Origin of the sequence: Breznakia sp. PF5-3 (genome assembly GCF_029504745.1) — a bacterium.
Lineage (GTDB): Bacteria > Bacillota_I > Bacilli_A > Erysipelotrichales > Erysipelotrichaceae > Breznakia.
In genome coordinates, this window is sequence record NZ_JAQFIQ010000012.1 from 1 (window position 1) to 13925 (window position 13925).

At 29.0% G+C, this 13925-nt stretch carries 13 protein-coding genes and 1 pseudogene; 7 read left to right on the top strand and 7 right to left on the bottom strand.

Features of this window, described 5'->3' with window-relative positions:
* The first annotated feature begins 350 nt into the window (after positions 1 to 350).
* The 4 genes from M2475_RS04175 (at position 351) to M2475_RS04190 (ending at position 5085) form a co-directional block, all read left to right on the top strand.
* Complete coding sequence (locus M2475_RS04175) at positions 351 to 812, top strand: ABC-three component system middle component 2 (protein WP_277489781.1); 462 nt, start codon at positions 351 to 353, stop codon at positions 810 to 812.
* Between the two features lie 2 nt (positions 813 to 814).
* Positions 815 to 2695, top strand: coding sequence for a hypothetical protein (locus tag M2475_RS04180; protein ID WP_277489782.1), 1881 nt, complete (start codon positions 815 to 817; stop codon positions 2693 to 2695).
* Positions 2696 to 3023: 328 nt separating this feature from the next.
* Positions 3024 to 4406, top strand: coding sequence for a TrkH family potassium uptake protein (locus M2475_RS04185; protein ID WP_277489783.1), 1383 nt, complete (start codon positions 3024 to 3026; stop codon positions 4404 to 4406).
* A gap of 10 nt (positions 4407 to 4416) precedes the next feature.
* Complete coding sequence (locus M2475_RS04190; RefSeq protein ID WP_277489784.1) at positions 4417 to 5085, top strand: TrkA family potassium uptake protein; 669 nt, start codon at positions 4417 to 4419, stop codon at positions 5083 to 5085.
* A gap of 629 nt (positions 5086 to 5714) precedes the next feature.
* On the opposite strand, the gene M2475_RS04195 is transcribed toward M2475_RS04190, so the two are convergent.
* Positions 5715 to 5948, bottom strand: coding sequence for a helix-turn-helix transcriptional regulator (locus M2475_RS04195; RefSeq protein WP_277489785.1), 234 nt, complete (start codon positions 5946 to 5948; stop codon positions 5715 to 5717).
* A 6-nt stretch (positions 5949 to 5954) separates the two neighbouring features.
* Entirely contained in the window at positions 5955 to 6440 is a 486-nt protein-coding gene (locus tag M2475_RS04200) for a GNAT family N-acetyltransferase (RefSeq protein WP_277489786.1), read from the bottom strand.
* A gap of 208 nt (positions 6441 to 6648) precedes the next feature.
* Between M2475_RS04200 and M2475_RS04205 the strand changes: the two genes are divergently transcribed.
* The 3 genes and pseudogenes from M2475_RS04205 (at position 6649) to tnpA (ending at position 7831) form a co-directional block, all read left to right on the top strand.
* Positions 6649 to 6855, top strand: a complete 207-nt coding sequence (locus tag M2475_RS04205; protein ID WP_277489787.1) for a LysR family transcriptional regulator — start codon at positions 6649 to 6651, stop codon at positions 6853 to 6855.
* Between the two features lie 71 nt (positions 6856 to 6926).
* Positions 6927 to 7163: pseudogene (locus tag M2475_RS04210) on the top strand (TnpV protein); the annotation flags it as partial.
* 212 nt (positions 7164 to 7375) lie between these two features.
* Complete coding sequence (gene tnpA / locus M2475_RS04215; protein ID WP_277489789.1) at positions 7376 to 7831, top strand: IS200/IS605 family transposase; 456 nt, start codon at positions 7376 to 7378, stop codon at positions 7829 to 7831.
* A gap of 115 nt (positions 7832 to 7946) precedes the next feature.
* On the opposite strand, the gene M2475_RS04220 is transcribed toward tnpA, so the two are convergent.
* The 5 genes from M2475_RS04220 to M2475_RS04240 form a co-directional block, all read right to left on the bottom strand.
* A complete protein-coding gene (locus M2475_RS04220) occupies positions 7947 to 8825 on the bottom strand; it encodes a DUF4299 family protein (protein WP_277489791.1) in 879 nt (292 codons plus the stop codon).
* 98 nt (positions 8826 to 8923) lie between these two features.
* A complete protein-coding gene (locus tag M2475_RS04225) occupies positions 8924 to 10477 on the bottom strand; it encodes a putative ABC exporter domain-containing protein (RefSeq protein WP_277489793.1) in 1554 nt (517 codons plus the stop codon).
* Positions 10461 to 11174: an ABC transporter ATP-binding protein gene (locus M2475_RS04230; RefSeq protein WP_277489795.1), complete on the bottom strand. Its 714-nt coding sequence runs from the start codon at positions 11172 to 11174 to the stop codon at positions 10461 to 10463. Before M2475_RS04230 ends, M2475_RS04225 begins: the two co-directional genes overlap by 17 nt.
* A gap of 95 nt (positions 11175 to 11269) precedes the next feature.
* Complete coding sequence (locus tag M2475_RS04235) at positions 11270 to 12010, bottom strand: LytTR family DNA-binding domain-containing protein (protein WP_277489796.1); 741 nt, start codon at positions 12008 to 12010, stop codon at positions 11270 to 11272.
* A gap of 10 nt (positions 12011 to 12020) precedes the next feature.
* The gene (locus M2475_RS04240) at positions 12021 to 13856 is read right to left on the bottom strand and encodes a GHKL domain-containing protein (RefSeq protein ID WP_277489798.1); all 1836 of its coding nucleotides are present in this window, start codon (positions 13854 to 13856) and stop codon (positions 12021 to 12023) included.
* Positions 13857 to 13925 lie beyond the last annotated feature (69 nt).

Genomic DNA, 13925 nt, shown 5'->3' on the forward strand with positions numbered 1-13925 from the left:
TGTTTCATTTTTAATACCTGCCTTTATTCCTGTATTGTATCAATCATTCTTACATTATTTTTGTACCATTAGGTATTCTTTGGTTGAATTAAGCGTAACAATTTAAAAAATAAAATATATTCAGTTTGGAACTCACAATATAATATCTATTGCCATTCGAAAGACGGTAATGCGTTATTAGGTAGAGTGTGTGCGAGAATAGAAGATCTACATACTACTACTCTCAAATCTACTGAAGAATATTCTTTGTTAGCTAAAAAAGGTGTGTTACATCAATTAGCGGATGAAAAAAAACTTGGTTGGATAGAGGATTATCTTTTAAAGCTATCCGAGTATATGGAGATATAGTCATGAAAGAAATTGTTAGAAAGGTAAGTTATCAAGAGTTTATATTAATAATGCTTAGATTGATTAGCTTCTTAAATTGTCTAGGTATGGGACACAAAAAAAATACTACTAGAGATAGAATGGCATTGTATGATTTTTATTTGAAATTTCCGGAGTTGATAAATCAAGAAGATTATAGACCAGATTTTGATACAGAGTTTTCTTATTTTTATTGGGTACCTAATTATACTCTTTACTCTTCTGTACTAATAAATTTAGAAGCTAGAGGCTTAATTCATAAGGATGAAAATGGAAATTACTCAATAACTGAACTAGGTACTAACTTTATTGGAGATATAGAGAATCCTTATTTAGATAGAACTAATAAAAACAGTAAGTTTTTGATTTCAAATATATGCAAACTTAGTAATAAAGATATAATAAGTGATATTAACAATTTAATTTATAAGGAGAGGGGATTATAGTTATGAAAATGTTTATGAAAGCTTTTCGATTAACTGGAGATAGTAAAAATTATGAAGTAAATTTTAAAAGAGGTTTGAATTTTATATCAGGTCCAACTTCTACAGGAAAATCGACAATACTTGAACTGATTAATTATGCATTAGGAGCAGATTCACACAAAAATTACATTGAAGTTCGTGAGAAATGTAAAGATGTTGAAATTGAAATTTTATTAAATGATACACTTTTTAGAATTCGAAGAAAATTATTTAGTCCAGATCTTCCAATTTTAGTAGAAATCTATGATATAGATAGTAAGTCATTTGTTAAAAATGGTGTTTATTATGAAAATCCTGTGGATGGACAAGAAACATTATCTGATTTTTTATTATCAAAAATTGGGTTAGATGGACTTACTATTGCAAACCAAAGATTCAGTTTTCGTGATTTATTTAAATATTCGTACTTAAAGCAAACAGAGATAGACAATGAGGACATATTTAATGCAGAAAAGAATTATATTTTAGATATTAAGCGAAAAGCGACATTTGAAATTGTATTTAGTATCTATAATAATCTAATTGGAGAACTTAAGGTAAGATTAAAAGAAAAGAAAGAAGAACTAAATAATGATAGAATTAAATACAATGGGATATCTGAATTTTTAAAAACGGCAGATATAAATGATTTTAACGAGATTGAAATTAATAAAAACAAAATTATAGAAGAAATTAAAAACTTAAAAACTCAATTACTTAAAATCAAATCTAAATCTTATGAAGAGTCTGAGAATAAATATGTTAAGGAGTTAAATGAAATAGTTAGAACTAATAAATTAGAATTAATAAAATTAGACAAGCAATTAGATAATCAAAAACAATATATAAAAAAATTGTGTCAACTTTCAAATCAATATGATAGAGATGTAGAAAAAATTGATGCAGCAAGGGTAGGAATTAATGAGATAAATAAATATGATTTTATATATTGTCCTAATTGCTTAAAACCTATAGCAAAACATGAGGGTATGGATTGTCAATTATGCGGTAATGAAATGAACGAAGTAATGGAAAATATATTATTACTTAAGTCAGAACGAAGTAGTGTAATTAGAAAAAGGAATGAATTAGACAAACATATAAAAGAGCAAAGTGTAAAAAAGGAGTTTATCGAAAAAGAAAAGAAACAATTATTAGAAAAAATTGAGATTAATAATCGCACAATTAATGAATTAACTGAGCAATTTATTAATCCCTATCTAGAAGAAATAAGCTTAATAAATTTAAAGATTGGAGAGAAGTATAAGGAATTAGATGAATTAGAAAATAGTTTAAGATTTATTAAAGAATTAAATAGATTGACTATACTTTTAGAGCAAAAGAAAAAAGAAGTTGACGATCTAAATGAGCAAATTAAATCAAAATCAGCAGCTGTTGATAAAAAAGACATACTTCATAATTTGTCAAATAAGTTTAGTGATATTTTACAATCATTTAGGTTTCCAAAATTAAGTGATTCATATATAAACACTACTAATTATTTACCCTATGTTAGAGGGAATAAGTATAATGATATCGGTAGTTTAGGAGCAGTTACTTTAATAACTATGGCATATTATTTATCAATATTTATTGAATCAAAATCACCTGATTTTAATCATTTAAATTTATTAATGATAGATACTCCACGTAAAAACTTAGGGTCTTCATCAACAGAAAAAGACTTTCAAGATGATGAAATATATTATGCAGTTATTCGTTATCTTATACAAATATGTAAAGATAATGAGAATGATATTCAATTGATTATTGTTAATAATGGCTATCCTGAATTTTTACCTAAAGAAGATTTAATAATAGAGTTTTCATCAAGTGGAAAAAATGGATTAATAGATGATATTTAAACAAGCTTATTTCAAGAATAACCTTAGAAAATGATACTAAATTGATACTATTTTCTTGTCAAAAAACATATAGGTAGTATAATAACTATAGGAAATAGTAATAAAAGCAACCAAAACTAAACAAATATGTTTAACATTCATTCGGTATTATCGAGTGGGAATAGAAAAGACCGAAAAGATCTTTTATTTAATAAATATATTATTTTCTTTTTAATCCTTTGGTCATTTAATCGTTAAAAGCCTTCATTTTCATAGTCATTTTTTTTACCATTACTACTTAGTTGTTCATACTCTTGTAATATAAAGAAAAAGATGTAAAATATTAGATATGACTTCTACGCTAAAAAAAATAATAAAATTAGATGGGTTTTCCCCATCACAGAAGATAGCGATAAGCTTTGTAGTAGTAATTGTACTAGGAGCATTTGCTTTAATGCTACCAATTTCGAATGTTGATGGGAAGTATTTTTCATTTATTGATGCACTCTTTATGTCTACTAGCGCAACATGTGTTACAGGACTCGCTGTTGTGCCTCCCGCTATACAGTTTACTACTTTTGGACAAGTGGTTCTTCTATTGCTAATTCAAATTGGTGGTTTGGGTTTGATGAGTATGGTTGCGAGCATTGCTCTTAGTATTAGAAAAAAACTCTCTATTCAAAACAAGTTAGCTATGAGAGAGATGTTAAATCAAACAAATATGTTGGATTTTAGAAAATTTCTTTTCGGAATCATTCGTTTTACTTTTGTTTTTGAAATTATTGGTACAATTATATTATCATTTGCATTTGTTCCTGAATATGGTTTGAAGGGGATTTATATCTCAATATTTACTTCAATTTCTGCATTCTGTAACGCAGGATTTGATATTATTGGTAGTAATAGTTTAGTGGAGTATGTAAATAATCCAATTGTGAATTTTACAGTAATGATTTTAATTATTGCAGGTGGATTAGGGTTTATAGTATATTTTGATTTGAGAGATAAGTTCAAAGATTTTTTCAGAGGTAAGCTTTCATTTATAAGGTTAAAACAGCGACTGATGTTACAGACAAAAATTGTAATTGTTATTTCTGCGATTTTAATTTTTATTCCAGCATTACTAATTTTTATTATAGAATTTAATAATCCTGCAACATTAGGTAATCTGGGAGTTGATGGTAAAATTTATGCTTCATTATTTAGTTCAGTAACTCTGAGAACCGCAGGGTTTGCAACGCTTGATTTTGCAGGTTTCTATCCAGTATCTCAATTTATTATGATAATTTGTATGTTTATTGGTGGCTCACCTGGAGGGACAGCAGGAGGTATCAAAACAACCACTCTTGCAATTATACTGATCAATGTTATTTGTAATATTCGAGGTCAAGAAAAGACATCAATTTTTCATCGTCATATATCACGCGATCTCATTGTACGATCCACGACGATATTGGTAATAAATCTTGGTGTATTATTCCTTGGGATTTTTGGGTTGCTAATAGTTTGTGATTTTGATTTTATAACAATTATATTTGAAGCAGTATCAGCATTAGCAACTGTTGGATTAACTTTAGGGATTACAACACTATTACCAACAATTGCAAAGATAATCGTTGTTGTTTTAATGTATGTAGGTAGAATTGGTATTTTGACATTTTTAGTTTCAATTATAAGACAGGAAACTAAAAAATCTGTTGATTATGCTGAAGGAAATATTATGATTGGATAGGAGAATAAATATGGTAAAGCAAAATAAACAATATGCAATATTGGGTTTAGGAATTTTTGGTTCTACAATAGCAAAAACTTTGAGCAATGCGAATTGTGAAGTAATTGCTATTGATAAAGATATAGAGAGTGTACAACGCCTTGCAGATTGTGTCACAAGTGCAGTAAAAGGGGATATAACAGATATAGAAGTTTTAAGAAATGCTGGAGTGGGAGAATGTGATATTGCAGTTGTAGCAGTCGGTTCACATCTTGAAGAAAGCATTATGGCTGTTTTTAATGTACGGGAACTTGGCGTTCCTTTTGTTGTAGCGAAGGCAAAGAATAAACGCTATATGGAAGTTCTTAAAAAGGTAGGGGCACATAAAGTGGTACGTCCTGAAAAAGAAATGGGTGTAGTAACAGCAAAATCTCTGTTAAATGATAATATAATTGAGCGCATTGCATTTGATAATGATTACTCTGTAATAGAAATTAATACTCCCAAAATATGGGTCAATAAAACGCTGATTAATTTGAATTTGCGCGATCAATACGGGATCAATATTTTAGGAATTCGACGTCCAGATGAAAAAATGAATGTCACACCTTCTCCAGATTACATATTACATGCAGATGATCATATAGTATTAATTGCAGAATCCGAAAATTTAGAAAAACTAAATATACTTTTTAAGTAAAAATTTAATTATGCTTTTTTAAAATACAGAATTTATACATAAAATTAATGAATATAACATGGAACTAAAATAATAAATATAGTTGACAGTTTGAAAAGTTATTTTGTCATAAAACTTCCAACTAATTATAAAAATGCACTAGTCTATAACACTCATTTATGTCATTGATCAAATCTAAACAATGCAGAATAAAAATGATACTAATTTGATACTGTTTTCTTGTCAAAAATCGTATAGGTAGTATAATAACTATAGAAAGTAGTAATAAAAGCACCCAAAAGTTAAACAAATATGTTTAATAATCATTCGGTATAATCGAGTGGGAGTAGAATAGAAACTAAGAAAACGTCGATATTATCGGCGTTTTTTGTTGGTTTATAGGAGGTGTGACAATATTTTTGACAATACATTCAAAAAGTTCATCTTTTCTTTTTGGTGTTAATGGCTACTTCTTTTGGATAACTATCTTTCCATCATTGATATTCTTCTTGTGTTATTTTTCCCTGCTGGAGTTTCACATAAGCTACAAACCAATTGGAAATATCATCATAAATAGCATTAGGGAAAGGGGGAACTAGATAAACTTTTCCATTTATTTTAGCTGGTTTTAATTCAATTATATTTTCAAGTTAAAACAAAGAGTGAATGATTGAGTAGTTATTATCATAACTAGGATCACTTAATGCAAAAACAGAGATATTCAGTGCATCTGCAATTTTTTCTAATATGTCGCGAGATGGAATACGATTACCTAATTCATAATTACGAATAGAAGGTTCGCTAATTCCTACTTTTAAAGCAAGATCTTTCTGTGATAACTTATTCTTCATTCTTTGATTTCGTATTTTTGTTCCTATTGTCATTATGAATTATCCTCTCTCTTGTAGAGCGTACGACATGAGATATTCCTCATCATTTTCACCTACAATTTTAAAGCCAACTCTTTTGTATAAGGAAAGAGCACGATTTTCTTTTTGAACTGCTAAAGCTACTTTTTTGTAGTGTTTCGATTGTAAAAGGGAAAGCATTTGTTCGAGTAGTTTTTGACCAATTTGCTTTCCTCTATACTTATCATAGACGGATATTGCTAATTCAGGTGTTTGAGAGTCTAAACTGCCATAGCCATTGATAATGCGTGCCCATACAACGCCAACAACCTTACCACTAATATCTGCACATAAACAATAATCATCGGGAAGCTTACCAAATTTATCAATATATATTTGCAGTTCAGGTTTCTCTAAAATTGATCGAGGAAGCAAATTATCCTTATCTTTTTGAAAAATAGCTTCATAAAGAAAATCCTTTAATAGAAAATATTCATTTGGTTTTAATTCTCTGATTGAATAGTCCATAAGGTAGCACCTCTCTTTCAAAAGTAAGTATAGCAAAGTAAAAGTAGGAATAAAAGTAAAAAAGTTTCAAAAATGAACTGTATAAATAATATGAATAAGGGAATTGAATAAAAAGTCTTGACAGTCATAAGTGAACTGATAACACACTGGTACAGTTCGATATTGAACGGATAATATACATAACAGAAAAGAGGTGAAGAAACCATAAATGACAAAGCATGTGTTTATGAATGATGACAAAGTTTCTCAATATCTAAACATATCAAAACCGTTCGCATATAAAATAATCAAACAACTCAATAAAGAACTAGAGGCAAGAGGATATATAGTCATTGCAGGAAAAATAAACAAGAAGTTTTTTGAAGAAAGGATGTATGGAACGAATGAAACTGGTGAAGTAAAGGAGACAAGTTAAAGAATAGCAGTATTAGAAAATAAGAAAACAAAGAAGTGGGAAGTATGTTGTTATTATAAAGATATTTAAGAGAACATAAATATCCGCAGTTCATGTCAATGAAACTTAGTAATTCACTATATATACACCTTCATAGAATTGATATTGAAGGAAATGAATTATATGTTCAACTAGTAGATGATTACAAAAAACAAAGAAATATCACAGAAGAGTTGAAAGTTAATAAACCATTTGAATGGGTTAGAGAAATGAATAATATAAATAATTGTATTGAAGAATTAATTATAAAAGAAATAATTAATATTTAGTTTCTAGTAAGAGGAAGATATCAGGGTTCATACAAACTTGTGAATTTCAAAACACGCAAATTTTGTATTTGTGTGTTTTTTGTATTAATAATACCCCCAGATAATCTGGGGGTTCCAATAAGCTTAAGCGAAGAGATAATGAAAAAAACCTCCTGTATAATTGAGGTGCGGCATAGCAACTGCATTTAACAAAAATACAAGGAGGAAAGTCAATGAATAACAATGACGTACATAGTTTATCACACAGTAAATGGTGCTGTAAATACCATATAGTATGGGCACCGAAATACAGGAGGAAAGTATTTTACGATAGTAAAAGACTAGAAATAGGAAAGATAATAAGAGAACTTTGTGAATGGAAAGGGGTAAACATACTAGAAGTAGAAGTATGTATAGATCATATACATATATTAGTTGAAATCCAACCAAAATATAGTATTTCAGGATTTATGGGATATTTGAAAGGAAAAAGTAGCCAAATAATATATGAAAAATGGGGGAATATGAAATTCAAGTATCGAGGTCGCTCTTTCTGGTGTAGAGGATACTATGTAGATACAGTAGGGAAAAATACAAAGAAGATAACGGAGTATATACAAAATCAGTTGAAAGAGGACCGGGAGGCAGAACAACTAACAATGGATTTGAAGGACCCATTTGGAAAATAAAATGCAACACGTAAAGGTGTAACCAAATGAAATGAGGCCCCATTTAGGGGCAGCTGTTGGAGGAGGGCTATGCCCGCATAGTAAAAAATCACCGGCTTAGCCGGTGGATATTTATTTATATCTCTACAAAATAAGGACGAAGTTGTTCAATTTGTTTCCTATCTAAGGTAATAATAAAATGTGATTCATCAAATCTAGGTAGGTTAGATAAATCCAATACTTCTTTTAATGTATTGAATAGTATATGCCCTTCTAAATGGGGTTCACCAGCAAAAGATACAATTCCAATGTACCAATCATTTATGTCTAAATCATCTGACATAATAGGAAGTGCAGGTTCGTCTGGGAAAATAGAATCAACACCTTCTGACAAAGTGAAAAATCCAACTAACTTATCATTGTCTATTTTATAAACTTTAGCTTTCGCATAGTATAAATCCTGATTTTGCTTCTCATGTAAATATTCCTCAAAAGCAATTACTTTGTTTTCTTCATCTAAATCTATGATGCTTTGTATAAAGTTTTCTTCCACATGAAGTGGATAAAGCGCACCAAAGGTATAACCAAATTTTTTATCTTTCACAAAAGAATCCAATACATTACCAACCCAGTTCATTGTGTAGTTTACTTTTTCAGGAATATCTTCAAGCGTTAGGGTTTCTCCATCATGATCGAATTTTTGAATACCCATCATTTTACATAATCGTTTTGTACATTCATAAAAATCTTCAATATCATGATAAGTACAAGGTACATTCAAATTCAGATTGATTGTTCTTTCACTACTTATATACTGTAAGCTAAATCCTCTACCTATTTTTTTAGGATCATAGAAAATAATATATGTATCTTCAAATTCACCTTCAAAATCACTTAGAATAAATCCTACATCACTAATGCCATATGCATAACCATGAAGTGCATTCGTGATATCCGCAAAGGTGAATTTCTTTTTTATTAATTTTGTTTGTTTTAAATGTATATCTAGTGACATAAAACCCTCCTGTTAATGTTCGCTTTGTTGATTTAACTATATCATAATTTTTATCCACATAAAGAAAAAAGTCCAAATTGCATTGGACTATAATACGTTTATTCAGCAGCATATGCGTTTCCATTCATCATTGGTGAACAGATGTAGAATATAAGTAAACTTAGTGCTAAATTAAATACTATAAGGGTGGGAATTAATACGGTAATAGTTTGACTAAAATCACCTGTCATTTTAAATGCCAAGTAAGCAATACCACCACTAGGTAAGCAGATAACTACCATTACAAGCATATGTAGCATGGATTCAATAAGTTTATTTCCTCTACTTTTTAGTAATCGAGTTGACAATACAACTCCTGCATAGAAGACAGGAATAAATGATAAAGTGATTAGAATACCAATGAGCGTTTCCGTTAGTTTCAAATCAACGAAGATAAAACCAATTAGTATCATTGTAACTGCAAAGAGTGTTGATTTTAATGCAGGAATCAATAATGAGTAAAGCATTTTTTTGATTGGTTTATCAGGAATAAAATAAATATAATTATTTTTAAGATCATCACTTAGAGTAGAATTTCCTACGGAGTTCATCAAATAAAATATTAATAACCCAAAGAATACATAAACATTTGGATTAATCATTAACGTAAATACTGCTAAGGCGATAAAACTATATAAGTCTTGTCTACCAATAAAAGAACGAGTTTTTTTCATAATTAGAAAGTTCTTAGAAAGAATTGCACCACTTAATTGCTTATAGTTAATTGTTACATCATGTATTTTTTCTTCTTTTGATTCAATTCCAGCCATCGCTTTTTTATAGTAATCACTAAAGTCTATAGCATCAATCATCGCTTGCTCATAGAAGTAACCTTTAACGTGTGTTAGTAAAGCTGCTAATATAATATCAATTACAATAAATGCAGCTACTACAATCAAAACAATAAGGGTATCATTTTGATAAAAACCAAACATTGCAGTTTTAATCCAACCTAAGATGGGAATAAAATCGAAATCATTTGTATACGTGAAATTCACAAAAATATCAGTGAAATTAAAACTACTTTGAAAATAACTATATATTGCATAAGCTACTAAAATAATGAAAATACATAATCCAATCCAACGCTGTGTGTTTCCTTTTTTTTCTTTAATCATATCTTTAATATAGAAGTATTGTAGTAATACTAAAATGATATAGTTATAAAGAGCTGTAATCAGAAAAGCAAAAAGAATGTAGGTAATTGGCATAATAGCCATCATTGATATAATCATCATTGGAGATACTATACTTATTAAACTTAATATAAAGGAATCAAACATTGTTTCAACTGATAAGTATGATAGTATTTGACGATTTGAGAAAGGACCTACAAATAAATAGTAAGAATCTTCCTCAAAAAACAATGCTTTCTTTTTTTGAAATAAGGTAATTAGATTTAAGAAAGTGGAAAATCCAATTACAAATAAAGTAAATAGTGAATAAGTCAAAAGATCCATTACAGGTTTATCTCTTGTATCAAATACTGGGAAAAACATGCTTGCAAACACCAGCAATGAAAGCAGTGTTGCTATTGCTGAAGATGGTTTCGCAAAGATACTTCTTACTTTTGCTTTTTTCTTAGTGAAAAATAGTTTAAATAAGTTCTTCATGTTCTTTGTCCTCACCATTTAATTCAAAAAACAGTTCTTTGAGTGATTTATCTTTTAACTCATTACGTTCAATATCGGCTAATACATGCCCCTGTTTCATAATGATTGCATGATCCCAAACATCATCCACCATATCAATGATATGGGTACTCATCAGAATACTAACACCGTTATCTTTTAGTGTCTTTAATATTTGTAAAGTATCCTGAATACTGTTAGGATCCAAACCCATCATAGGTTCATCTACCAGCAATGCTTGAGGATTTGTCATAAGAGCTAAAATCATTGATAACTTTTGACGCATTCCTTTTGATAATTCTTTTGCGATGGTCTTTTTCTTTTCCATCAGTTTGAATAATGTAAGATATTTATCAGCAATTTGTTGGTAGTTATCAATCTGATAAGCATTACCAATAAAATCTATATGTTCTTGGATTGTAAGTAAGTCATATAATACTGGTGTCTCTGGAATATATCCAAAACGTTTTTTCGCTTCTACACTCATATTATCGAAACTGCATATTTTAATACTTCCTTTGAATTTTAATAACCCAATGATACTTTTTATTGTTGTACTTTTACCTGCACCATTTGATCCTAATAAAATAGTTATTTCTCCTGGTTTTGCAACTAATGATACATCATTTGCTCCAATTACTTTTCCATAGTCTTTTGTAAGATTTTTAACCTCTATCATAATTTTTTCTCCTCAATATACATCTAGTCTATCAATTCTATATAAAAAGAATACAAATCTGTCCTAAATGGTAGATTTGTATTCCTAAATTACTTCTATAATGATAATTCTTTGAGGAGTTTCTTTCCTTTTCTGGATAATAGACAGAAGGTATTATTTTTCAATTCTACCTTATTATCTGCAAGATAAATGGTTTGTATATTATCTGTGTTAACTAGAAACGAGCGATGAATTCGTAAGAATTGAGTGCCGCCAATCGTCTCTTCAATTTCTGATAGTTTTCCAAAGAACTCCAATGTTTCCTGTTCTGCATGCATGATAATTTTATGTTTGGAAGCAGATGTTTCAAAGAACATAATTTCCTTAATTGGAATATGATAGACACGATCTAATATTTTAATTTGATAATAAGGGTTGTAACTATCGTTTTCATTTGACAAGCGCTCCTGAATGCTTTCTAGACACACAGCGATACGTTCTTTGATTGTATCAAGATTACCCTTTACAATGTAATCCATCGCTTCAATACGATGCCGAAAGGTCTCAAATGACAACTCTTCATGAGAAGTTATGAAGATAATAAAACCTCTTGGATCAAGTTCACGAATTTTCTTAGCTAAGGTAAAACCAGTATAAGTATCATCATTTAAATCAACATCCAAGAAGTATATATTTGATACGTGATTACCAGCAATTTCATCCACAATTTTGGTTGGCTTATTTGTTGCAAGACCAATCTGCATATCCAGATTATTAATCGTTATATAGTTATCAATTGTTGTTTCAATAAAAGAGCACATTTTTGCCTCATCTTCACATATATATACAGATATCATCATATACCTCCTATTTCTGAATGGTTAGTTCTTGTATAAATAAATTATCACGAATCTTGGTACGAGTTATCACATTGCTATAAGCACCAATAATTTTCTTATAATTGAATAATCCAATTCCACGATCTTTGCCTTTACTGGAATATCCATATTCATAAATGTTTTTTAAATTTGTATCAACATTGCATAATACATTATTGATATTAATATAAATAGAATCACCTTCATCTAAAAAGATAATCGAAATTTTAGCGTTATCACTATTTATAGATTCTTCAATTGCATTATCTAATAGGATACCCAGAGAGCGAATCAAATCAATATTCGCTATAATTGCAGAGTGAATTGGATAAATTACCTCTAGTTTAAATGGAATCTTCATTTGAATCATCTGTGAACATTTCATTAAAAGTAAATTCTTAACCTCTGGTATTTTAATATTGTGAAGTGCTTTCAAACTTGAGTGATAATTTGAATTATTAGGCAAGCTAGTAATTGGTTTGCCAATAAATGCTTCAATTTTCTTAATTGTTGTATTATTTACTTCATTAGATAGATAGTTCAATAATGTTTGATAGTATTCGTGCATGGCAACAATTGAGTGTTTAGCAGTTGATGTCATTTCGAAATAGTATTGTTGAGAAAGCAATAAATCTTGTTGCAATTGTTCATTTTGTAAGTTGATAATGATGGTTGAAATCCCACAGATAAAAACAGGAATTAACAACAATAAAATAATGATAACAAAAATAACAAATTGAAATAGATTTTTTTCAATATTATGATACAACATCTGAGCTGTTACCATACCTAAAATACTACAGAAGAAAATAATAAAGAATCGATGGTATTGAAAGAAATTATGAAACGCTTTTTTTAGGTTTTCCTTTGTTAAGAAAGAACGAATAGGGTAAAGATTTACATTCAATTGTTTTGAATTATCATCCAAGTTAAAGGATTGCGATTTAGATAAAGCTTTTTCTACTATATCATGTAATTGTTCAGTATTTGTGTTTTTATATTCTAATAGAAAAGAAGTAATCAAGTTTTTAATATCATGTTTCAAGGAATATAATTCTATTTGCATTTCACTAAGCTCATTGATATGAAAGTTTTGTTGATCAACAATTGCTTTCTGTAATTCTAGTTTCCTTCGATTATTTTGCATGATAATCACAATGATGAAGATAATTGTAATTAATAGTAAGAATACAAATCCAATAATAAGATTTGCTTCAGCAGAAAGGGGAAGGATTGGATAAAAAACAAATATCATTTCATGCATATTCCACCCCCCTACACAAATAATCGTTGTGATAAGTTTCCTTTGTTTTGTTTTGAATAATAATTCTGTATGAGTTGAAAGCGAATATTTAGTAAAAATATGTGCTAATGCTAGTCCAAATAATGATGAGATAGAATGTATGATTATATTATAGTAGGATGCTGCAATTCCTTCTATTGGTATAGAAAAATGATTTATGATTAAAAGGCTTGAATAGGAAACCATAGTATGAAATGTATTCATACAATACAAAGTAAACCCAAGAGCAGAAAGAATTTTCCATGCATTGTGATAATAACGATATAAGATAATTGCTATAAAGATGAATTGGATCGAATAAGTGGCTAAGGCAAAGGTGAAAGGATATTTTACATAAAGAATGTCATATAAATCTGTCAAAAGAAAAATGTAGTTGAAAGCAATCTGTATAATTACAAACACAATCGTACTTAAAAACCATCCTTTTTTATGAAAGATAGGTGATAAAAGCTTCATTGTGCTATATATCCATGATGCGCCAAAGATTGCAGATATAAAGAATCCTTCTAGCCAAATATTCATTCTATTCCTCCTAAACTATGAATTAATTCTATCATAAATGTTTTTTGATTCCCATGTATGAATTAATTT

Coding starts and splice junctions, on each gene's coding strand:
- M2475_RS04180 (WP_277489782.1), top strand. CDS start 815: ATGAAAATGTTTATGAAAGCTTTTCGATTAACTGGAGATAGTAAAAAT.
- M2475_RS04205 (WP_277489787.1), top strand. CDS start 6,649: ATGACAAAGCATGTGTTTATGAATGATGACAAAGTTTCTCAATATCTA.
- M2475_RS04220 (WP_277489791.1), bottom strand. CDS start 8,825: ATGTCACTAGATATACATTTAAAACAAACAAAATTAATAAAAAAGAAA.
- M2475_RS04235 (WP_277489796.1), bottom strand. CDS start 12,010: ATGATATCTGTATATATATGTGAAGATGAGGCAAAAATGTGCTCTTTT.
- M2475_RS04190 (WP_277489784.1), top strand. CDS start 4,417: ATGGTAAAGCAAAATAAACAATATGCAATATTGGGTTTAGGAATTTTT.
- M2475_RS04230 (WP_277489795.1), bottom strand. CDS start 11,174: ATGATAGAGGTTAAAAATCTTACAAAAGACTATGGAAAAGTAATTGGA.
- tnpA (WP_277489789.1), top strand. CDS start 7,376: ATGAATAACAATGACGTACATAGTTTATCACACAGTAAATGGTGCTGT.
- M2475_RS04175 (WP_277489781.1), top strand. CDS start 351: ATGAAAGAAATTGTTAGAAAGGTAAGTTATCAAGAGTTTATATTAATA.
- M2475_RS04240 (WP_277489798.1), bottom strand. CDS start 13,856: ATGAATATTTGGCTAGAAGGATTCTTTATATCTGCAATCTTTGGCGCA.
- M2475_RS04195 (WP_277489785.1), bottom strand. CDS start 5,948: ATGACAATAGGAACAAAAATACGAAATCAAAGAATGAAGAATAAGTTA.
- M2475_RS04200 (WP_277489786.1), bottom strand. CDS start 6,440: ATGGACTATTCAATCAGAGAATTAAAACCAAATGAATATTTTCTATTA.
- M2475_RS04225 (WP_277489793.1), bottom strand. CDS start 10,477: ATGAAGAACTTATTTAAACTATTTTTCACTAAGAAAAAAGCAAAAGTA.
- M2475_RS04185 (WP_277489783.1), top strand. CDS start 3,024: ATGACTTCTACGCTAAAAAAAATAATAAAATTAGATGGGTTTTCCCCA.